Genomic DNA, 22,261 nt, shown 5'->3' with positions numbered 1-22,261 from the left:
CCGGCTGGTTAACCATGCCATGAGGCTGGCCAGACCAGCCTCATTCCACCCCAATCCGTCATTTGCGAGGGCCGAAGGCCCGTGGCAATCCAGGGGGCTACGCCAAAACCTCTGGATTGCCACGTCGGCGGCTGGCCGCCCCCTGCTACTCGCAATGACGCCGAATATGGCACCAGTATGGCGCCTTGCCTATAGTCGTTATAGGGCCAGGAAAGGGAGGGCGTTCGATGATGTCACGCCACGGGTTTGCTGTAGCACTCGGCATTCTGGGATTGAGCCTGGTATCCCAGTCATGGGCCGACACTCCCACGAACGCCAGCCAGATCAGCCTGAGCGTCCTGTCCAGCGCCCCCGATCAGATCAGCGGCAGCGATGTTCTGCTGGGTCTGGAGGGCGACCCCGAACTGTTACAGCGAGCCCTTGGAAACCTTGAGTTTCGCGTCAACCAGCACCCTGTCCAGCCTCTGCGCCTGACCCAACGCGATGGCCGACTGGAAGTGCTGATCGACGGCCTGAACATCGGTCGCAATCAACTGGAGCTGCACCATCAGCGGCTGGGACAACTGCATGAACTGACCTTGACCAGCTATCCGTTGAGCGGCCCTATTTTCTCCGGCCCCCAGCAGTTTCCTTTCGTCTGCACCGTAACCAGCGAGCTGGAGCGCCAGCCTCTGGTCGATAGCGACCAGCCGCCGGGTTTTCCTGTGCACGACGACACCGGGGCACTAGTCGGCTATAGCAACGATTGCATGATTGAGGCCTATGTCGACTGGCTCTATCGCACTACCGAAGGCCGCTATCAACCCCTGCCAGAGGATGGCAGCTACCCAGAGGATGTTGCCACCACGGTTCTGACCGATGGCCGCGAAGTGGACTTCATCGTGCGCCGGGAGATCGGCACCATCAACCGTTTCATCTACAGTTTTGCCACTCTGGCGCACTTCGAGGATGCGCCATCCGGGCTTTCAACCGATCTATGGAACGGCCGTCTGCTGTTTCACTTCGAAGGTGGCGTGGGGGTCGGCCATAGCCAGGGACGGGTAACCCGCCGCTCGCTCGAGCCGGAGGCGCTGGGCCTGGGTTATGCGGTGATTTACTCCAGCGGCACCCGTACCAGCACACACTACAACCTGCAACTGGGCGGCGAAACCGCGCTAATGACCAAGGAGCACTTTATCAAGCGCTTTGGGGTTCCTGACTACACCGTAGCCATTGGCGGCTCCGGTGGCGGCATCCAGCAATACATCTACGCTCAGAACCATCCCGGCCTGATCGATGCCGGCGTACCACAGTACGCCTACCCGGACATGGTCACCCAGATGATTCACGGCCTGGATTGTGAATTGCTGGAACACTTCATGGACGTAACCGACAAGAACAATCGGCGCTGGCGCACCACCGCCAACCGCAGCCTGCTGGTCGGGCTCAATGCCGTTGCGCACTTCCTCGATCCTTTCGCTCTCGGCAAGCTATTGCTGGGCTACTCCAGTGCACCCGGCATGAGCGAATGCGTCCCCGGCTGGCGCGGCCTCACCCCTCTGGTCCTTAACCCACACTATGGGCGGGCCCGCAATCAGGAGCTGATGCAGCCAGAAAAACTGATGTCAACGGTACGCTGGACCCACTATCAGGACCTGCGCAACATCTACGGCGTGGATGAACAAGGCGAACCCCGTACCCTGTATGACAATGTTGGTGTGCAATACGGCCTGCGCGCCCTGACCGACGGCAAGATCACACCGGAAGAGTTTCTCCGTCTCAACGCTTTGGTCGGCGGCTGGAAGCGGCCAGCGGATATGGTTCAGGAGGGTTACCCGTTTATCGGCTCACTACCCCATGTACTGGCATCACCCAGCCGCCGCTTCGATGCCTGGAGCCGGCGCAATATGACCCTGAGCCCGGACCACATCACCCCGGCGCCCCGCACTGTGGGCGATCCCGAAGCCATTCGAGCAGCTTACCGATCCGGCCTGGTATTCGACGGCCAGCTGGATATCCCGCTGATCGACTGGCGGCATTACCTTGAAGATGTTCTGGACATGCACAACAGCCATCAATCGTTCTCTGCCCGGCAACGGATCATCAACCGAATGGGGCACGCCGATCACCAGTTGATCTGGTTCACCGATACCCGGCCCACCGACATCAGCAATCCACTGCGACCGCGCGCCAACAAGGAAGCCAATCACACCTGGCTGGCCCTGGAAGTGCTGCATGAGTGGCTGATGAACATCCGCGCCAACCCGCACCTGAGTATCGCCGAGAACCGCCCGGCCAATGCGCTCGACAGCTGCTTTGACGCCGACGGCGCTCTGATCGCCGCCGGCGACGACGTCTGGGCCGGCAAGCTCGACGACCAGCCTCCCGGAGCCTGCAGCCAGATATTCCCGACCTACACCACCTCACGCATGGTTGCTGGCGGGCCGATTGAAGGTGGGATTTTCAAATGCGCACTGAAATCGGTGGACACCGCCTTGAACGATGGTACCTATGGTCACTGGCGACCGGACGCCTACCAGGCCGCCAGACTCAAGGAAATCTTCCCTGACGGGGTATGTGATTACACCCAGCCAGACCAGGGAAGGCCGCACGACTAACCCAAAGCGCACAATTTTGGCGCACAGCACTCACCCCACCTATACTCTTGGGTCTGAGGCCACTAACAACAATCTGGCCCACGTCCGCAGGAAGCCGAGACGATACACCCATGGCCCACGAACTCTTTCTGTACGAGAGCATCAGTCAACGCTTGCGCAAACATATCCTCGGCGGCAGCTATCGCGCTGGCGAGCGCTTGCCCTCGATACGCCATCTGAGCCAGCTGTTCGGCGTCAGTATCAACACCATCATGCAGTGCTTTCGTCAGCTTGAGCTGGATGGCTTCATTGAAGTGCGTCCGCGTTCCGGGGTCTATGTCAGTCAGGATCCGCCGCGCCAACCGGACAACGAGCACCCCGCACACTTCCCCTTGCTGCCGGTAGAGGTTTCGCTCAGTGAGGACATCCTTCACTACATGGAACCCCACGCCGAACAGGACCTGATCCGCCTGGGTATCGCACTACCCAGCCCGAGTAGCATGCCTGTTGAAAGGGTACTGCGGACCCTGCGCGAGGTCACCCGGACTCATCCGCTGGAGGCCTGGGACTATATGCATCCACACGGCCATCCGCGGTTTACCCATCAACTGGCTAGGCGCAGTCTGAAGTACGACGTCCCCATCACCGAACAGGACCTGATCGTCACCAATGGTTGCATGGAAGCCATTGAGCTGGCTTTGCGCGCGGTCACCCGACGCGGCGATAGCGTGGCCGTGGAAACCCCAACCTACTACGGCACGCTGGTGGCCCTGGATGTACTGCAACGGCGGGTGGTGGAAATCCCCACCCATTACCGCGACGGCATCTGTCTGTACTCTCTGGAGCAGGCCTTCAAGCGCGGCCAGGTCAGCGCCTGTCTGGTTTCGCCCAATGCCCAGAATCCGCTGGGTTTCAGCATGCCGGCCGAGCGCAAGCGCAAACTGGTAGCCCTGGCCAACCGTTATCAGATTCCGCTGATCGAGAACGATATCTGGGGCGACACCGTTTACGCTGACAAGGCACTGCCGGCCAAGGCCTATGACGAGCACGGGATGGTGATCTACTGCAACTCCTTCTCCAAAACCTTGATGCCCGGGCTGCGGCTCGGCTGGGTTGCTCCTGGGCGCTTTCACCACCGGCTGCGCGAACTCAAACAGATCAGCAGCATTACCACCGCCTCGGCCCCACAGTTGCTGCTCGGGCGCCTGATGGAAAGCGGCTTCTATGCCCAGCACCTGCAACGCTTGCGTCGACAGCTGCAGCAGCAAAGCCGTGATACCGCAGCCTTGATACGGGCCACCTTTCCTGCTGGTACACGGGTAGAAGAGCCCGCCGGCGGCTGCGTGTTATGGGTAAAGCTGCCGGGCCAGTCAGACTCCAGACAGCTGTTCGATCAGGCGCTGGCCGCTGGCATTCATATCTTCCCCGGCAATGTGTTTTCCGCCGGCGCACGGCATTACAACTATCTGCGTATCAACGCCGGGCACCCGGTTACGCCAGCCATCCGCCAGGCCATCGCCACACTCGGCAAACTGGCCAGCCGGCTCTAAATCCCATCTGTTCCAGTCAAATCGCCGAATCTGTACCTGTTTTGTCAGCACATCGCCCCCTAGCATGGGTCAGGCCATAACCACAACAAGATACAGGCCACACGAGGGACGCACCCATGTCACTGACTAGACGCTATCTTTTACCCGGCACTATCAGCCTGCTGACGCTGGCACTGAGTGGCTGCCTGAACAGCTCCAGTTCCAGCTCAAATCGTCAGCAACCAGCCATTCCCGACTTCAACCTGGAAACCCTGTCCAGCGCAGCCGATCAGGTCAGCGGCCAGGATGTGCTGGTAAGCATTCTCGGCGATCCGGATCTGATTGAGCAGGAACTGGAGCGACTGGAGTTCTGGCTCAACGACCAGCAGATCGAGCCCAGCCGGACCATCAGCCGCCTTGGGCGCATGGAGGTTCTGATCGAAGGGCTGGAGCCGGGCGACAACCGGCTTGAATTGCACCATACCCAGCACGGCCCACTGGACAGCCTGAGCCTGACCAGCCACTCGCTCAGCGGCCCGATTTTCTCCGGCCCGCAGCAATACCCCTTTGTCTGTACCGTCACCACTGAACTGGGCCGTCAGCCACTGGTCGATACCGACGACAATGCCGGCTTCCCGGTGTTTGAGGGCGGTACGCTGATCGGCTACAGCAAGGACTGCATGATCGAACCCTATGTCGAGTTTCTCTATCGGGCGACCGACAATAGCTACAAACCACTGCCCGGTGACGGCAGCCGCCCGGCCGATATGGCAACCACCACACTGACCGATGGCCGCGAAGTGGACTTTGTAGTGCGCCGCGAGGTCGGCACGCTCAACCGCTTCATCTACAGCTTCGCGACCCTGGCCAGTCTCGGCGACAACGCCGACAGCACCTCTACAGAACTGTGGAACGACCGGTTGCTGTTTCACTTCGAAGGCGGGGTCGCCATTGGCCACACCCAGGGCCGCCTGAGCGGTCGCGCGCTGTCTCCCCAGGCGCTAGGCCAGGGTTATGCGGTGATCTATTCCACCGGCACCCGCACCAATACTCACTACAATCTGCAGGTCGGCGGTGAAGCAGCGCTGATGACCAAGGAGCACTTCGTCAAGCGCTTCGGCATGCCAGACTATACCGTCGCCATTGGCGGTTCCGGCGGCGGCATTCAGCAATATGTCTACGCCCAGAATCATCCCGGCCTGATTGACGCCGGTGTGCCCCAGTACGCCTACCCGGACATGGTGACCCAGACCATTCATATCGGTGACTGCGAACTGCTTGAGCATTATATGGACGCCACCGACCGGACCAACCCGCTATGGCAGACCACCGCCAACCGCAGTCTGCTGGTCGGCCTCAACTCGACCGATGACTACCCCGATCCGCTGGCTGGCGCCAAGACCATGCTGGGCTATGCCACCGCTCCCGGCATGACCGAGTGCATCCCGGCCTGGCGTGGCCTGACTCCGCTGGTCATGAACCCGCTGTTCGGTCAGGTCACCAATCAGCAATTGATGGAACCCGCCGGCATCATGAACAGCGTCAAGTGGACCCACTACGACGACTTGCGCAACATCTACGGTGTCGATGATCAGGGCGAGCCGCGCACGCTGTACGACAACGTCGGAGTTCAATACGGCCTTCAGGCCCTGGTCGACGGCGCCATCACCCCGGCAGAGTTCCTGCACCTGAATGCCTTTGTCGGCGGCTGGAAACAGCCAAATGAAATGGTCCAGGAGGGATTCCCGTTCCTCGGCAGCATCAATGACGTAATGGCAGACCCCAGCCTCTTCGACCCCTGGAGCATGCGCAATATGAACCTGAGCCCGGACGGCATAGCGCCCGCGCCCCGGACTGCCGGTGACCTGCAGGCTATCCAGGCGGCCTATAGCTCAGGGATGGTGTTCGACGGACAGCTGGATATTCCAGTGATCGACTGGCGCAACTACCTGGAAGAAGTACTGGACATGCACAACAGCCATCAGTCGTTCTCGGCCCGGCAGCGAATCATCAACCGGATGGGGCATGCCGACAACCAGGTGATCTGGTTTACCGATACCCGTCCCACTAATACCAGCGATCCGAACCGTCCGCGCCCAGGCCAGGAGTTCGACCAGACATGGATGGCTCTGGAGGTGCTGCATGACTGGCTGATGAACATCCGCGCCAACCCGGATCAGAGCATTGGTGAAAACCGTCCGGCTCAGGCGGTGGATAGCTGCTTCGACAGCGACGGTGAGTTGATGGCCGCAGGCGACGATGTATGGAACGGCATTCTCGACACTCAGAGCGCCGGCACCTGTACCCAGGCCTTCCCGACCTACACCACCTCGCGAATGGTCGCTGGCGGACCAATCGAAGGCAGCGTCTTCAAATGCAGCCTCAAACCGGTCGCCACTGCCATAATCGATGGAACCTACGGGAGCTGGACCCCAGATGCCGGCCAAGTCGCTCGACTAAACGAAATCTTCCCTGACGGGGTATGCGATTACAGCCAGCCCGACCAGGGGCGACCCAACCCGTAACCCCAGGGTAAGAGCGGCCCTCGGCCGCTCTTGCCAAACCTGTCGCCATATTCAAATAACCACTTATCCCTTCTCTTCCACCACCCATCACCCAACCCGTGCCCCTAGCTAATCAACTCTGTACCTTTGCCGCTGAAAAGGTCTATGGAGCTGATCATGACACCTGGAAGTTCGAAGGGATTTACACTGGTAGAGCTGATGATAGTGATTGCACTACTCGTCATTCTGTCAGTGATAGCCGTTCCCGGCTTCAACACGCTGGTTCGCGATAATCGCATTCAGTCCCAGGCGGAAGAGTTCAACGCACTGCTGCAATACGCCCGCAGCGAGGCAGTCATCCGCAAGGTTCCCGTACAGGTCGCCATCGATGCTGCCGCCGGCAGCATCGAGGTCAGCGCGCGCGGAGAGCCGCTTCGCACCACCACCCTGACCCTGGGCGGTGTCGACTTCCGCGCCAGCGCCAACCAATTGGGCTATCGCCCCAACGGCACCGCCACCGTCCCCGATTTTCGCTCAACCTTCTGCCGCGATGATGACGCCGGTACAGGGCTGCTACTGACCGTCTCTGGCAGTGGCTCCACCACCCTTCACCACAAAGGCCAGAATGCCGCAGGCGGTAGCCTGGGGAGTTGCACACCATGAACCATAGAGATACGCGGGGCTTCAGTCTGCTGGAAGTTCTGATCACCATACTGCTGACCGCCATCGGTATCCTCGGCATGGTGGCGATGCAGGGGCGTGCCATTCAGTACACCCAGGATTCGGTTCAACGTACCCAGGCCGTCATTCTGGCCAGTGAGCTGCTGGAAATCGTGCGCACCAACCCAGGCTCTCTGGAAGCTGACAGTGATGACTCTCCACTGTTCGCCAGCTTGCCAACCAGCGCCAATGGCGACTGCCTGGAAGCGGGCAACCCTACCACTCTGGTTGGCGACCAACTGGCCTGCTGGGCCCGCAAGGTGCGCCTGCTGTTACCAGGGGCCGACGAGTTCGGCAATCAGATCTATAGCTGCCTGTCTTCGGCTCCCGGCACCTGCAATGACAATGCAGCGGCCATTGAGATTCAACTGGCCTGGCGGGCGGTAGGCAACGAGTGCCCGCAAGCCGGTGACTCGACCCCCGAGTTCTGCACTTATCGCTTCCGGACCCAGATATGAACAACTACTTCAACCACGCTGAACGCGGACTGTCGATGATCGAACTGCTGATCGCCCTTGCCATCAGCAGCCTGCTGATTCTGGGCATCACCCAGATCTACGTCGACAACAAGGGCAACTACCTGTTCCAGCAGGGTCAATCCGACAATGTCGAGAATGCCCGCTACACCCTGTTGATTCTTGAGGAAGAACTGCAGCGGGTCGGCTATCGCAACCGGCCCGACGACTCCTTCGAAAATACCTTCCGGGCCGCTACTGCCGGAACCTGCACATTCGCAGCCGGGGAGGTGATCAATTTCCATGCTGCCAGCCAACGCCTGTGCATCCGCTATCAACCCAACGTGCCAGGTGTCGCCACCTGTGACGGAACTGAGCTGGATGCCGCCGATGAGCCCTACACCAACCCGGCGGAGCCGGCCATCGTGCGTCTGCAAGTAGTTGATGGCGCCCTGCTCTGCAACGGCGTGGCTATTGTCGACAACCTGGTCGACTTCAAGCTTGAGTTTGGTGTCAGTGGCGGAGAAAGCCGTGAGGCCGCCAGGTACACCCTGGCGCCTGCCGCCGGTGAAACCATTCGTTCGGTGCGCTACTCCGCCTTGCTGAAAAGCCGTGCGCAGAACCTGGCCGATAGCAACGCCAGCCCGGCCTACCAGCGCTGGCAAGCCACCTGGTACGACAACGGCCGGGCCACCGCCCCGGATCGGGCGCTGTATCTGATCGCAGAAAGTACGGTCAACCTCAGGAATCTGACACGATGAAAACACCACACCATTACCAGCAGCGCGGCGCTGCCCTGGTCATCGCCCTGGTCTTTCTGCTGATCCTTACGACCCTGGCTATCACCAATATGCGCGAAGTCACCCTTGAAGCGCGGATCACTGGCAACCTGGTTGATCAGAAACAACTGTTCAATGCTGCCGAGGCCGGTCTGCGCGACGGCGAGTACCGGACCATCGGCACCCGCCGGCAAATCCCTGGCTCCTATGATCTGGCTACCGCACTGCGACCGCTCAATGCCGTGAATCAGTGCCCAAACAACCTGCAGCCCGAAGCTCCCTGTCTGATCAACAGAGCCCCAGACTACCAACAGTTCTTTGACTCCATCAAAACCCAGGTTTATTCGCCGGACGACGTAACCAGCTTCGCAGAAACAATCAACTGGTATGCCATTCCCGCCCCTGGCGGAGCCGACACCGGGGAAAACGAGAACCCCGAATACGGCAACATGCTGATGGGCATTGGCCTGTTCCGCTATGAAATCAACAGCCGGGCCGCCAGCGACAACAGCGAGCTTCACATGCGCTCAACCACCGCCCGCGTATACAACTGACAAAAGGCTGATCGACCCATGAAAACTCTTGACGCCGCGCGCAAAACGGCTCTCAGCACTCTGGCCTTTTCCTTGTACCTGCATGCTGCTTCAAGCTATGCCGCCGCACTGGATGTCAGCCAGCAGCCACTGATGTTGGTGGACTCGGTTGCACCGAACCTGATTTTTACCCTGGATGATTCACGCAGTATGTGGCGGGCATCGGTGCCTGACGACAACGGTCCACGCAATACTGTCAGAGCAAAATCATCAGCCTTTAACCCGCTGTACTACAACCCCAACGTCACCTATGAAATTCCGCGTGGGGTCAATAGCTCGGGCACCCCGGTCACCTACAGCACCAGCTTCACCAGTGCTTACCACAACGGCTTCGATACCAGCAAAGGCTCGGTAGACCTGAGCAAAGACTACCGGGTCGATTGGTACTGCAACCATAACAACATGTCTGGCTGCACCAGTTACACGGGGACCACCATTGGTAATATGCTGGCGGAAAACCCGAGTAATGACTATGACATATCGGTCTCACTCACAAACGGCTCCAGTACTACGATAACCACCCCAGGCGGTGCGCGGTACACTATAAGACGAACCGCAAGCGGCAGTTGTGAGGTCACTGGTGCGGGCTACACAAGTAGCTCTCAACGCTGCACGCAAACCAGTGGCTCCGGTGCTCGCACCGCAAGGGCCAACCTGACACGCCAACCAGTACAAGCCTATTATTACCTTTTCGATTCAACGCTGCCCGGATGCAGTGCAACCTCGATTGCCAACGATGATTGCTACCGTATCGTTCAGGTCAGTGATACCTCTGGCCCGAATGGCACAGACGAACGCCAGAACTTTGCCATCTGGTACTCTTTCTATCGGGATCGCGGATTGGCCACCATTTCAGCCAGCCACCAGGCTTTCTACGATATGTCGGCCGCCGTGCGCATCACCTGGCAGGGCCTGACTGACTGCACCACCCTGAACTCGAACAACAACACGGCCAAATGCCAGGACAACCGTTTCCGGGCGTTCGGCAATCAGCACAAGGGCAATTTTTACAGCTGGCTACGCGGCTTCCAGTTTGTTGGCGGGACGCCTCTACGCGGTTCACTGACTCGGGCCGGAGAGTTTCTGCGTACCGACTCCGACGCCTGGGCTTACAATCCCAACCCCATTACCGGATCGACTCAGGTCGAACCGCGCTACACCTGCCGCCCCAGCTTTCATATTCTGATGACCGACGGCATGTGGAACCAGGACAGCGGCTTTACTCATCCAACCAGAGCCGATGACAACAGTTTTACCCTGCCTGATGGAACTGAATATTCCGGCAGCTTGGCACCTTTTGCTGACAGCACCGAAAGTACGCTGGCCGACGTTGCCATGCATTATTGGGCTACCGACCTGAACCCTAATCTGGATAATGAGCTCAAACCCTACATCCGCCACAGTAATGCCAACGCCAGCACCCAATACTGGGACCCTCGCAATAATCCGGCAACCTGGCAGCATATGAGCAACTTCATGGTTGGTCTTGGCCTGAGTAGCGCTCTAAATAACGCCAATATTCCCTGGACCGGCGACACTTTTAAGGGTGCTGGTTATCAAGCCTTGGCTGGCGGCACGGTCAACTGGCCTGCGGCTTCTTCCGACAACAGCAACAACGTATATGACCTATGGCATGCGGCAATCAACTCGCGCGGCGAGTTTTTCAGCGCCGATAGCCCCGAGGATCTGGTCAAGGCCTTCGAAAGTGTTCTCAACCGTATCGCCGAGCGCACCGCCACAGCCGCCAAACCCGGGGTCTCCACTTCTATTGGCGATCAGGATATCGACAGCTTCACCGTAACCAACCGGCTGTTCTACTCATCTTATGACAGTGCCGACTGGAGTGGCGATCTGGTGCGTTACAACAGCAAGCGCTTCTCCAACGGAGCAGTCACCCAGGAACAGGCATGGTCAGCCCGCGAGCAACTACCGGCGGCTGGCAGCCGCACGATCATGATGGCTGGCGGCGGTGGCGCCAGCGGCCTTCAAGCATTCAGTTACAACAACCTTAGCAGTGACTTGAGGACTATCTTCAACACTAACCCTGACAGCCTGAGCGGCGCCCTCGATGATCGCGGTGGCGAGCGAGCCAGTTATATCCGCGGCGACCGCAGTAAGGAAGGTGATTCCGATGGCAGTTTCCGCCGCCGCTCCAGCCCCCTGGGCGATATCATCAACTCCAGTCCAGTGGTGGTCGGTACCCCGAGTTACCTGCCTTACCTGGCTGACAGAATTGATGGCCGCCCAGGTGATTACCTGACTTTCCAGCAAGCTAACCGGGCTCCATCGGAAGACGCTGAGGAAAGCACCGGTGGGCGCAAGGAGCTGGTCTATGTCGGCGCCAACGACGGCATGCTTCATGCCTTTAACGCCAAGACCGGGGCTGAGGAGTTCGCCTTTATCCCCAGTGCAGTGCTGCCCAACCTGCCAAGATTGACGGCTCAAAGCTACCAGGGCGGTGCCCACCGCTATTTTGTCGATGGCACTCCGGTAGTTCGCGATGTGTACATCAACAGTCAGTGGCGTACCGTGCTGGTCGGCACCCTGCGCGCTGGCGGCAAGGGCCTGTTCGCCCTGGATATTACCGATCCGGGTAACGTCCAGCTCCTCTGGGAGATCAGCAATCAGACCCAAGGCTACGGAAATCTGGGTTATACCTTTGCCGAGCCTGAGATCGTCCGCTTGCACAGTGGTCAATGGGGGATTCTGCTGGGCAACGGCTATGACAGCGAGAATGATGCGGCCTCGCTGTTCGTCATTGATATTCAGAACGGTAATCTGCTCAAAGAGTTGGTCGTCGATGACGGCAGCAGTGGTGCCAATGGCCTTTCCAGCGTACGCGGTGCCGACAATAACGGCGACGGTGTGGTGGACTACGCCTATGCCGGCGACCTGCGGGGCAACCTCTGGCGCTTCGACCTGATCAACACCACTACGACCAATCAGGAGGTTCCCGATCCCTTTGCCCGTTCAGTCCAGGGTAACGTTCAGGCATCCAGTTTTGCCATATCCTATGGTGGCCAGCCGCTGTATACCGCTCGCGCGGTATCGGATGACGCCGGCAACCAGATCCAGCCAATTACCGCCATTCCGTCACTGGTGCGCCACCCAACCCGTCGGGGCTACATCGTGATCTTTGGCACCGGCAAGTACTTCGAGACCCAGGATGCAGCCCCTGACACCAGCAGAGCGATGACCGTATACGGCATCTGGGATCGCAAGACCCGTGCACAGTCCACCAGCACCTCGGACCGGCCCAGCATCAGCCGTAGCAATCTGCATGAGCAAAGCATCAGTGCCGAGCAGGTGCATGGCTTCGACGGCACAACACATAGTGTGCGGGTGGTCAGCCAGACCCCACCACAGTGGTACCAGGACAACACCACTCCGGCCCAGGAAGAGTATGACAACCGGGTGCAGGACTGGGGCTGGTTTATCGACCTGCGAGTACAGGGCCAGGCCCTGGAAGGCGAGATGATGGTCAACCGCATGGAGGTACGTGGTGACACCGTGCTGTTCAGCTCACTGATTCCCAACGAGGACCCCTGTGCCGACGGCACCTCCGGTTGGATCTATGCGCTCAACGCCCAAACCGGAGCACGCACTTTCCACCCGGCACTGGACTTCAATGCCGATGGCCGCTTTGATGCCAACGATACCATTGATGGCCTGGTCGCCTCGGGTTACAAGCAGAACTCCCCTGGCGGCATTGCGCTCTCGGGTGATGGTTCCATCTTTGGCGCCGACCCGACGCCGGTTGGCTTCAGCCCCTCTCCCGAACTTGAAGGCCGCCAGAGCTGGCAGGTCATCCCCCTGGAGGACAATTGATGTCTTTGGTCGCTATCAAATCCAACCGTGGTTTCAGCTTGCTGGAGGTCATGATCGTAGTGGTCATCGTCGGAATTCTGGCCAGTATCGCCTACCCGTCCTACCGCGAGCATGTACTGCGCGGCAACCGGGTTGAAGGCCAGGCGCTGCTGATGGAGGCTGCGGCACGGCAGGAACGCTTTTATGCCCAGAACAACAGCTACGTCACCAGCGATACCAACCGCAGCCAACTGAACGTGGGTGAAAGCAAGTACGCCAAGTACTACACCCTCAGCGTCGGCCAGGCTGCCAATGACGGAGGCTATACGCTGACCGCCACCCAGCAGTTCGGTGACAGCGCCTGTGGCAACCTGACCCTGAACGCCAGAGGTGAGAAGGGGCGCACAGGTTCGGGCAAAACCCAGGAAGAATGCTGGCGCTGATCCATCACTGATCTATCATCAAGCCGGGCACAGGATCGTAGCCCGGCTTTTTTATTTTCAGTATTCATTTCACGGAAGAAGATGCCATGCCCACCCAAGGTTTCACCTTGCTTGAGCTGTTGGCTGCCATTGCCCTGACCGCCATACTGCTGGCCATCGCCATTCCCGGCGTTGGCGCAGCGATTGATCGCCAGCGGCTCGACAGCAGCATCAGTTACCTGACCGGCAGTCTGAATGCTGCTCGTCAGGAAGCGATTCTACGCAACCGCCCGGTTACTCTGGCCCCGATTGATGGCGACTGGAGCCAGGGTTGGCAGATGTTTCTCGATAGCAACAATAATGGCCGCTACGATTCGGGCGAACAGCTCCTCAGAGAGCTGAAACCCAGCCGGGTCAGAGGCATACACGCCAATGGGGTACTGGCCCAGTATGTGCGGTTCAACGCACTGGGCGAGTCAGAAATGCTGAACGGTGGTTTTCTGGCTGGAACATTCCGCCTCTGCCCAGCCCGTAGCGAGCTGGAGGGCCGGCGGGTAATTCTCAACCGGGTTGGCCGCCATCGGGTGGAACGCGGCCAGATCGAGGCGCAGTATTGCCCGTAGGAGCAGGCCTGCGGTCGCTACTGCTGGGGTATGAACTACACAACTGTTCCAGTCGGACTCAGCATGGATCGCCACGACGCTGCGCGCCTCGCGATGACGGAGAGAAAAGCCGGGTTGCAGGCACCGGGCATCCGCACCATGCCTTGTCATTGCGAGGGCCGAAGGCCCGCGGCAATTCATTAAGCGATACGATGACGAACGCAGATCAGGTACGGTACTCAGCATTGATCCGCACATACTCATGGGACAGATCGGTAGTCCACAGCGTTTCACTGTGTTGGCCGCGCCCAAGTTCGATGCGGATGGTGATTTCCTCCTGGCCCATCACCCGGGCACCCTGCTCCTCGGTATAGTCCGCCGCCCGGCCACCCTGACGGGTAATGCAGACCTCATCCAGATAGACATCGATCTTTTCGACATTCAATTCCGGCACACCGGCATAACCGACTGCGGCAAGAATGCGTCCCCAGTTCGGATCAGAAGCGAACAGTGCCGTCTTGATCAGCGGTGAGTGGGCCACGGCGTAAGCCACATCAAGACACTCGTCCTGATTGCCACCGCCATTGACCTGAATGGTGACGAACTTGGTCGCCCCCTCACCATCACGCACGATCGCCTGGGCCAACTCCAGCATCACGCCCTTGACCGCATCACTCAGGGCTCTGTAATCGGCACTGGCGTAGTCGATGATCTCAACCATATCGGCCTGACCGGTGGCAATCAGCATGCAGGAATCGTTGGTGCTGGTGTCACCGTCAATGGTAATGCGGTTGAAGGACAGGTCGGCCGCCTCCTTGACCAGACGCTGCAGCAACGGCGGAGCAATCTTGGCGTCGGTGGCGATATAACCGAGCATGGTCGCCATGTTCGGACGAATCATGCCGGCCCCCTTGGAGATACCGGTAATGGTCACGGTCTGTCCACCGAGGCTGATCTGCCGGCTACAGCCCTTGGGCAGAGTGTCGGTGGTCATGATGCCCTCGGCGGCCTCGGCCCAGTTGCTTTCAGCCAGGTTTGCCAGGGCCTGCGGTAGTACCGCAATGATTTTGTCGGCTGGCAGCAGCTCACCAATCACCCCAGTACTGAACGGCAGTACCTGTTCTGGGCCGACTTGGACCAGCTCGGCCAGCGCTTCACAGGTTCGCACCGCTGCCTGCATGCCCGGCTTGCCAGTTCCGGCATTGGCATTGCCGGTATTGACCAGCAGATAGCGCGGGTGATGGGCCAGATGCTGCTTGCACAGGGTAACCGGTGCCGCGCAGAAGGCGTTGGTGGTGAATACCCCGGCAATCACCGAGCCCGGAGCCGCTTCCATGACCACCACATCCTTGCGCCCTGCTCGCTTGATTCCGGCCGACGCAATACCCAGACGAAAACCGGGAACAGGATGCAACACAGGCAAAGGACCGAGACCAACAGGCATGGGAAGAACTCCAAAGGAATGAATAACAACTGATTCTAGCTGGTAGGAGCGTCCTGCAGGCGCGAACGACTGCTGGCGCTGGGTGCAAAGCCCATTCGCGGCCGCAGGCCGCTCCTACCGATTAAAACCTCTGAAAAACGCAGTATTGCCAACGCAGGTAGTTTTTCAGTGGTTCCTTAGCCGATCTGACCGTGACAGTGCTTGTACTTCTTGCCCGAACCGCAGGGGCAAGGATCATTGCGTCCAACTTTCGGGCCGTCACGGGTTACCGGTGCCGCGCTGGCGGGTTGTGCGGCACCGCCCTCGGCCTCAGGGGCTACATCCAGCGCGCTGCTCTGGTCATGCTTGAACTGCATGCGCCGGGCCATTTCCTCAGCCTGTCGACGCATCCGCGCCTCCTCTTCGGCCGGGTCTTCACGGCGAACCTGAACATGGCTGAGAATGCGAATGGTGTCATGCTTGAGCGAGTCCAGCAGTTGCTCGAACAGGTTGAACGCCTCGCGCTTGTATTCCTGCTTGGGGTTCTTCTGGGCATAACCGCGCAAGTGGATACCCTGGCGCAGATGATCCATGGTCGCCAGATGCTCCTTCCAGCGATCATCCAATACCCGCAGCAACATCTGTTTCTCGAAGGTGCGCAGTGCCTCGGCGCCGGCCATCTCTTCTTTCTCGGCGTAGGCCTTAACCAGCTCATCGAGGATGCGCTGGCGCAGCCCTTCCTCGTGCAGATGATCGTCCTCGTCGAGCCATTGCTGGATCGGCAGTTTGAGCGCCAGCTCGCTGGCCAGATGCTGCTCAAGCCCAGGGATGTCCCACTGCTCGGGCAGGCTCTGGGGCGGAATGAACTGGCTGATTGCGTCAGCCACCACATCTGCACGGATGGCCTTGATGGTTTCTTCAACCGAGTCGGCGGCCAAAATGTCATTGCGCTGGCGGTACACCACCTTGCGCTGTTCGTTGGCGACGTCGTCGTATTCCAACAACTGCTTACGGATGTCGAAGTTACGCCCTTCAACCTTGCGCTGGGCCTTCTCGATGGCGTTGGTCACCATGCGGTGCTCAATTGCCTCGCCCTTCTCCATACCCAGGGCCTTCATGAAATTCTTCACCCTGTCGGAGGCGAAGATCCGCATCAGATTATCTTCCAGCGAAAGGTAGAAACGGCTGGAACCCGGATCGCCCTGACGACCGGCGCGACCACGCAACTGGTTGTCGATACGACGCGATTCGTGCCGCTCGCAGGCGATGATATGCAGACCACCGGCATTCAGTACCTGCTGGTGGCGCTGCTGCCACTCATCCTTGATCTGCGCAATCTGATCTTCAGTCGGGTTTTCCAGGCTGGCAACCTCGGCTTCCCAGCTACCGCCAAGAATAATATCGGTACCACGACCAGCCATGTTGGTGGCGATGGTCACGGCCCCAGGGCGACCAGCCTGGGCAACGATTTCCGCTTCTTTCTCGTGGTACTTGGCATTCAGTACCTGATGCGGAACACCCTTCTGCTGCAGCAGTTGCGAAACCACCTCAGAAGACTCGATCGAAGCCGTACCTACCAGTACCGGGCGCTGCTTTTCCATGCAGTCCTTGATGTCGGCAGCGATTGCTGCAAACTTTTCCTCGATGGTCAGATAGACCAAGTCGTTATAGTCCTTGCGGATCATCGGCTTGTTGGTAGGAATAACCACCACGTCAAGGCCATAGATCTGGCGAAACTCGAAGGCCTCGGTATCAGCAGTACCAGTCATGCCGGACAGCTTGTCATACAGACGGAAGTAGTTCTGGAAGGTGGTCGAAGCCAGCGTCTGGCTTTCGGCCTGAATCTGTAACCCTTCCTTAGCCTCGATGGCCTGATGCAGGCCCTCGGACAGACGACGGCCCGGCATGGTCCGTCCAGTATGCTCATCCACCAGAATAACCTGGTTGTTCTGGACGATGTACTCGACATTACGGTGGAACAGGGTATGCGCCCGCAACGCCGAATTCACATGATGCAACAGACCGAGGTTTTGAGCCGCGTACAGGCTGTCACCCTCAGGTAGCAGACCCTGCTGGACCAGCAGATCCTCGACGTACTGGAAACCTTCTTCGTTGAGTTCGACCTGACGGGTCTTCTCATCGATAACGTAATGACCCTCAACTTCAGCTTCGGCCTCTTCAGCCGGGATCGCCCGCTTGAGGCTGGGAATCAGCTTGTTGATGGTCATGTACATCTGCGAACTGTCTTCAGCCGGCCCGGAGATGATCAGCGGCGTGCGTGCCTCGTCGATCAGAATCGAGTCGACTTCGTCGACGATGGCGAAGTTCTGGCCGCGCTGGAACTTGTCTTCGAGCCGGAACGCCATGTTGTCGCGCAGATAGTCGAAGCCGAACTCGTTGTTGGTCCCGTAGGTGATATCGCACTGGTAGGCCTTGCGCTTTTCCTCGGGGTCCTGGAACGGCACCACCACGCCTACGCTCAGCCCCAGGAACTCATGCAGCGGACGGACGTTATTGGCATCACGGCGCGCCAGATAATCATTGACTGTGACCACATGCACGCCCTTGCCGGACAGTGCATTCAGGTAGGATGGCAAGGTCGCCACCAGAGTCTTGCCCTCACCGGTCTTCATCTCGGCGATCTTGCCTTCATGCAGCACCAGACCACCGATCAACTGGACGTCGAAATGGCGCATGCCCAGTACCCGCTTGCTCGCCTCACGCACTACGGCAAACGCATCAGGGAGGATATCGTCAAGAGTTTCGCCTTTGGCCAGCCGGTCCTTGAGCACCTGGGTCTGGGCCTTCAACTGTTCATCGCTCAGGGCGTTCAGTTTTTCTTCGAGGGCATTGACCGATGCGACCATCTTGCCCATGCGCTTCAACTCACGCTCGTTTTTGCTTCCAAACAGTTTCTTCAATAAAGGCGCAAACATAGTCGACCTGATTTCCGTTTGATGGAGGCCAGGGCCGGCTGAGATTATCCGGCCATGACGACATAAAAGGGGTCATTCTACTCTGAATATCGCGCCACAATAAACCGCCGGACAGGTATCGACGCGATATGGGAAGGCGGGGCCCCGAATCACTTCAGGGCAATATAGCGAGCCGGATTAACCGCCATGCCGTTGCGGTAGATTTCCAGATGCAGATGCGGCCCTGTGGAGCGGCCAGTGGAGCCCACTGTGGCGATCTGCTGGCCCTTCTGAACCAGATCACCTTTTTTCACACCCAGCGTATGAGCATGGGCGTAGCGAGTCTTGTAACCACCACCATGGGTGATTTCGACCATATTGCCGTAGGCGCCATTGCGCCCGGAGAAGGTCACCACCCCGGCACCCACCGCATAGATCGGGGTGCCACGCGGAGCGGCAAAGTCCAGCCCGGTGTGCAGGGCCATGCGCCCGGTAATCGGATCGACCCGACGGCCAAAGCCGGAGGAAATGTGACCTACCTGCACTGGTTTGAAGTCCAACAGGGCATTGGCATCGGTCTGGCGGTTGAGCATCAGCTCTTCAAGCAGCTTGAGCTGCTGGGTGCGATTGTCGATCCGCTCAGCCAGTTGGTCGATCACGGTCTGGACATCCGGTGTTTCGTAGCGCAGCGATTCCTTGCGAAGCTCCGGTCCACCCATGCCAGGGTCGCTGTTGAAGTCGAATTCGCCATCCGACAGCTCGGCCATTTCGGTCAACCGCTCACCCAGGGCATCAAGCCGGGTCAGCCGGGTTTGCAACCGGGCCAGCTGCTGAGTCATCCGCTCGAGCTGGGACTGGGATTCATCACTGGCCGAATGGCTGGCCATTTCGTCCAGAGTACGCTGCCAGACCCTGTCATAGTCCTGGGCACTGACTACCACTTCAGTGGTCGGCGCCATGACTTTCCAGGTCAATAGCGCGGCGATGATCGGCAGGGCCAGCACGGTCAGTACCGTCCCAATCACCCAGGGCGGACTCAAGGTCAACGCCCGGGCCGCTCCGTGGCGGCCGGTCAAGATAATGATATTCACAGAATAATCCCCAAACACCTAAATACGCGGTTCTGCTAGGATGACCGCTGTGTATCACTCCACAGGCACTGTCATGTCGTTTACTCCGCTGGATGCTCGCCGTCCAGGCGATCTACTTCGCACCCATACCACCCTCAAGGGGTTGTTTGCCGGAGCCAGTACCGTCAAGCGCCTCCAGGCCCTGGTGGAAACCCAACTGGAGCCGGCGGCGCGCGAACATTGCCGGGTAGCCTCGCTGCGCGACGGAGTCTTGCGTCTGGTGGTCAGCGACAGCCACTGGGCCACACGCCTGCGTTACCAACAAAAACGCCTGATCCGCCAATTGCAGGTCTACACGGAATTCGCAACCTTAACTAAAATCTACTGCAAGGTACAACCGCCGTTGGTCAAAAAATCACCACCACTTCACAAAATGAAGCATTCGATCGTGGCGGCTCAAAGCTTGGAAGAGACCGCCGAAGTGGTAAGCGACCCAGCACTAAAAGCTGCGCTTGAGCGTCTGGCGCGGCACCATCGCGAGTCCTAGCAAGCCGATCCTAGGCCACTGCGATTACAGGGTTTTGATAAATAAAAAAACGGCTGCCGAGGCAGCCGTCCAAAACAACGAAACGAGTGTTCTATCAGACAGCAGCGGCAGGACGCATAAAGGAGATGGGTGCGGTGCCGGCGTCTTCAAAGGTGACAATTTCCCAAGCATCCTTGTTCGCCAGTAGCGTACGCAGAAGCTTGTTGTTCAGAGCGTGACCCGATTTCTCGCCACGGAACTCGCCAACCAGGCTCTTGCCCAGCAGATAGAGATCACCGATAGCATCAAGGATCTTGTGCCGAACGAATTCGTCTTCGTAACGCAGGCCGTCTTCGTTCAGAACCCGGTACTCGTCAACCACGATGGCGTTATCGACACTGCCGCCCAGCGCCAGATTCTGCGAGCGCAGGTATTCGATATCGCGCATGAACCCAAAGGTCCGGGCCCGGCTGACTTCCTTGACGAACGAGGTACTGGAAAAATCGACGCTGGCAAACTGGCTGCGGCCACGAAATACCGGGTGATCGAAGTCAATGGCAAAGGACACCTTGAAACCCTCGAAAGGTACGAAGGTGGCACGCTTGCCCGGCTCTTCCACGCTAATTTCGCGCTTGATCCGAATGAACTGCTTGGGCGCGTCCTGCTCCTCAATACCAGCGGACTGGATCAGGAACACGAACGGACCGGCGCTGCCATCCATGATCGGCACTTCCGGAGCACTTAGTTCAACATAGGCGTTGTCGATGCCCAGGCCGGCCATGGCCGACAACAGGTGCTCGACGGTATCCACCTTGGCACCATCCTTTACCAGGGTGGTGGACATGGTGGTTTCACCCACAAACTCGGCACGCGCCGGGATCTCGACCATAGGGTCGAGATCGGTCCGGCAGAACACAATCCCGGTGTCCACAGGAGCCGGTTTCAGGGTGAGATAAACCTTCTCACCCGAATGTAGGCCCACACCGGTGGCCCGGATTACGTTCTTCAGTGTGCGCTGTCTGATCATGTGTGACCTGGCTTCCGCTTAGTTGCGAATAATTTTCAACAATTGGCGTGCATGATAGCAAAGCATGCCTCCGTTGAATACCAATCAGCCCTATGCCGTCGATTGATCCAATCAATCAGCCTGACGCCGCAGGAACGCCGGGATATCCAGATAATCCAGATCTTCAGCCGGCTGGCTCAGGCGTGCGGCAGCAGCATTGCCGGCCGGAGCCTGATTGCGCATGACGGTCGGACGATCCAGATCCCGGTAGTTCGGCGCACTGCTGTTCTCCACCTGGCGAGTGGCAGCTGGAGCCGCGGTATTGTCGACCACCTTGACCGGCTTGTCGGCACGACTGCCCAGTCCGGTAGCTACAACGGTCACGCGCAATTCATCACGCAGCTCAGGATCAATCACAGTACCAACCACCACAGTGGCTGACTCGGAGGCAAACTCCTCGACGGTGCTACCGACTTCGGAGAACTCACCCAGTGACAGATCCGGACCAGCGGTGATGTTAACCAGGATGCCGCGTGCGCCCATCAGGTTGACATCTTCCAGCAGCGGGCTGCGGATCGCCGCTTCAGCCGCTTCACGGGCGCGGTTCGGGCCGCTGGCGTGACCGGTTCCCATCATGGCCATGCCCATTTCGCTCATGACAGTTTTAACGTCAGCAAAGTCAACGTTGATCATACCCGGACGCATGATCAGGTCGGCGATGCCCTGTACAGCACCGAGCAGTACATCATTGGCCTTACTGAAGGCAGCCAGCAGGCTGGCGTCCTTACCCAGTACGGTCAACAGTTTTTCGTTGGGAATGGTGATCAGCGAGTCGACATGCTGGCTCAGTTCGCGGATACCTTCATCAGCGACCTGCATGCGCTTGCGGCCTTCGAACGGGAACGGCTTGGTTACCACGGCCACAGTCAGGATGCCCAATTCACGCGCCACTTCGGCAACGATCGGCGCGGCACCGGTACCGGTACCACCACCCATACCGGCGGTGATGAACACCATGTCGGAGCCTTGCAGTACTTCAGCAATGCGCTCGCGATCTTCGATCGCCGCTTCCCGGCCGATCAACGGGTTAGCCCCGGCACCCAGGCCCTTGGTCACTGCCGAGCCGAGCTGCAACACGGTACGCGCACTGACGTTCTTCAGTGCCTGAGCATCGGTATTGGCGCAGATGAAATCGACGCCTTCAACGTTGTTCACCACCATGTGCTGCAGCGCATTACCGCCACCGCCGCCGACGCCAACAACCTTGATAACTGCATTTTGCGGTACGTTATCGATCAATTCGAACATGGTCCCATCTCCTTGAGTTTGTACTC

At 58.9% G+C, this 22,261-nt stretch carries 16 protein-coding genes; 11 read left to right on the top strand and 5 right to left on the bottom strand.

Annotated features, from left to right (window positions below; all coding sequences use genetic code 11):
- Window positions 1-227 precede the first annotated feature (227 nt).
- From C2846_RS00520 to C2846_RS00475, 10 genes are all read left to right on the top strand, one after another.
- Entirely contained in the window at window positions 228-2,597 is a 2,370-nt protein-coding gene (locus C2846_RS00520; RefSeq protein ID WP_119700435.1) for a DUF6351 family protein, read from the top strand.
- A 110-nt stretch (window positions 2,598-2,707) separates the two neighbouring features.
- Window positions 2,708-4,126 (top strand): aminotransferase-like domain-containing protein, encoded by a 1,419-nt coding sequence (locus tag C2846_RS00515; RefSeq protein WP_080049621.1) that lies wholly within the window; start codon window positions 2,708-2,710, stop codon window positions 4,124-4,126.
- 116 nt (window positions 4,127-4,242) lie between these two features.
- Window positions 4,243-6,630 (top strand): DUF6351 family protein, encoded by a 2,388-nt coding sequence (locus C2846_RS00510; protein ID WP_119700434.1) that lies wholly within the window; start codon window positions 4,243-4,245, stop codon window positions 6,628-6,630.
- A gap of 156 nt (window positions 6,631-6,786) precedes the next feature.
- Window positions 6,787-7,272, top strand: coding sequence for a GspH/FimT family pseudopilin (locus tag C2846_RS00505; protein WP_165443739.1), 486 nt, complete (start codon window positions 6,787-6,789; stop codon window positions 7,270-7,272).
- The gene (gene pilV / locus C2846_RS00500; RefSeq protein WP_119700432.1) at window positions 7,269-7,787 is read left to right on the top strand and encodes a type IV pilus modification protein PilV; all 519 of its coding nucleotides are present in this window, start codon (window positions 7,269-7,271) and stop codon (window positions 7,785-7,787) included. The genes C2846_RS00505 and pilV overlap by 4 nt, the downstream gene beginning before the upstream one ends.
- On the top strand, window positions 7,784-8,545 hold the full coding sequence (locus C2846_RS00495) for a PilW family protein (RefSeq protein ID WP_119700431.1): 762 nt from the start codon (window positions 7,784-7,786) through the stop codon (window positions 8,543-8,545). The genes pilV and C2846_RS00495 overlap by 4 nt, the downstream gene beginning before the upstream one ends.
- The gene (locus tag C2846_RS00490; RefSeq protein WP_080049616.1) at window positions 8,542-9,117 is read left to right on the top strand and encodes a pilus assembly PilX family protein; all 576 of its coding nucleotides are present in this window, start codon (window positions 8,542-8,544) and stop codon (window positions 9,115-9,117) included. Before C2846_RS00495 ends, C2846_RS00490 begins: the two co-directional genes overlap by 4 nt.
- Before the next feature lie 18 nt (window positions 9,118-9,135).
- Complete coding sequence (locus C2846_RS00485; RefSeq protein WP_119700430.1) at window positions 9,136-12,984, top strand: pilus assembly protein; 3,849 nt, start codon at window positions 9,136-9,138, stop codon at window positions 12,982-12,984.
- The gene (locus C2846_RS00480; RefSeq protein WP_080049615.1) at window positions 12,984-13,406 is read left to right on the top strand and encodes a type IV pilin protein; all 423 of its coding nucleotides are present in this window, start codon (window positions 12,984-12,986) and stop codon (window positions 13,404-13,406) included. Before C2846_RS00485 ends, C2846_RS00480 begins: the two co-directional genes overlap by 1 nt.
- Before the next feature lie 86 nt (window positions 13,407-13,492).
- Window positions 13,493-14,008: a GspH/FimT family protein gene (locus tag C2846_RS00475; protein ID WP_119700429.1), complete on the top strand. Its 516-nt coding sequence runs from the start codon at window positions 13,493-13,495 to the stop codon at window positions 14,006-14,008.
- Between the two features lie 205 nt (window positions 14,009-14,213).
- On the opposite strand, the gene argJ is transcribed toward C2846_RS00475, so the two are convergent.
- The 3 genes from argJ to C2846_RS00460 all read right to left on the bottom strand — a co-directional run bounded on the left by argJ (window position 14,214) and on the right by C2846_RS00460 (window position 19,416).
- The gene (gene argJ / locus C2846_RS00470; RefSeq protein ID WP_119700428.1) at window positions 14,214-15,431 is read right to left on the bottom strand and encodes a bifunctional glutamate N-acetyltransferase/amino-acid acetyltransferase ArgJ; all 1,218 of its coding nucleotides are present in this window, start codon (window positions 15,429-15,431) and stop codon (window positions 14,214-14,216) included.
- A gap of 176 nt (window positions 15,432-15,607) precedes the next feature.
- Complete coding sequence (secA, locus tag C2846_RS00465; protein WP_119700427.1) at window positions 15,608-18,346, bottom strand: preprotein translocase subunit SecA; 2,739 nt, start codon at window positions 18,344-18,346, stop codon at window positions 15,608-15,610.
- 149 nt (window positions 18,347-18,495) lie between these two features.
- Complete coding sequence (locus C2846_RS00460) at window positions 18,496-19,416, bottom strand: M23 family metallopeptidase (protein WP_080049611.1); 921 nt, start codon at window positions 19,414-19,416, stop codon at window positions 18,496-18,498.
- Between the two features lie 73 nt (window positions 19,417-19,489).
- Between C2846_RS00460 and C2846_RS00455 the strand changes: the two genes are divergently transcribed.
- A complete protein-coding gene (locus C2846_RS00455; protein ID WP_080049610.1) occupies window positions 19,490-19,942 on the top strand; it encodes a DUF721 domain-containing protein in 453 nt (150 codons plus the stop codon).
- 94 nt (window positions 19,943-20,036) lie between these two features.
- On the opposite strand, the gene lpxC is transcribed toward C2846_RS00455, so the two are convergent.
- Together lpxC and ftsZ are read right to left on the bottom strand one after the other, a co-directional pair.
- Window positions 20,037-20,948 (bottom strand): UDP-3-O-acyl-N-acetylglucosamine deacetylase, encoded by a 912-nt coding sequence (lpxC, locus tag C2846_RS00450; RefSeq protein ID WP_080049609.1) that lies wholly within the window; start codon window positions 20,946-20,948, stop codon window positions 20,037-20,039.
- 111 nt (window positions 20,949-21,059) lie between these two features.
- Window positions 21,060-22,235, bottom strand: a complete 1,176-nt coding sequence (ftsZ, locus tag C2846_RS00445; RefSeq protein WP_080049608.1) for a cell division protein FtsZ — start codon at window positions 22,233-22,235, stop codon at window positions 21,060-21,062.
- Window positions 22,236-22,261 lie beyond the last annotated feature (26 nt).

The sequence above is a fragment of the Pseudomonas jilinensis genome, from assembly GCF_003586265.1.
Taxonomy (GTDB): Bacteria; Pseudomonadota; Gammaproteobacteria; order Pseudomonadales; family Pseudomonadaceae; genus Halopseudomonas; species Halopseudomonas phragmitis.
Note: the sequence above shows the minus strand (reverse complement) of the source record. Positions and strands in the feature narration are given on the sequence as shown.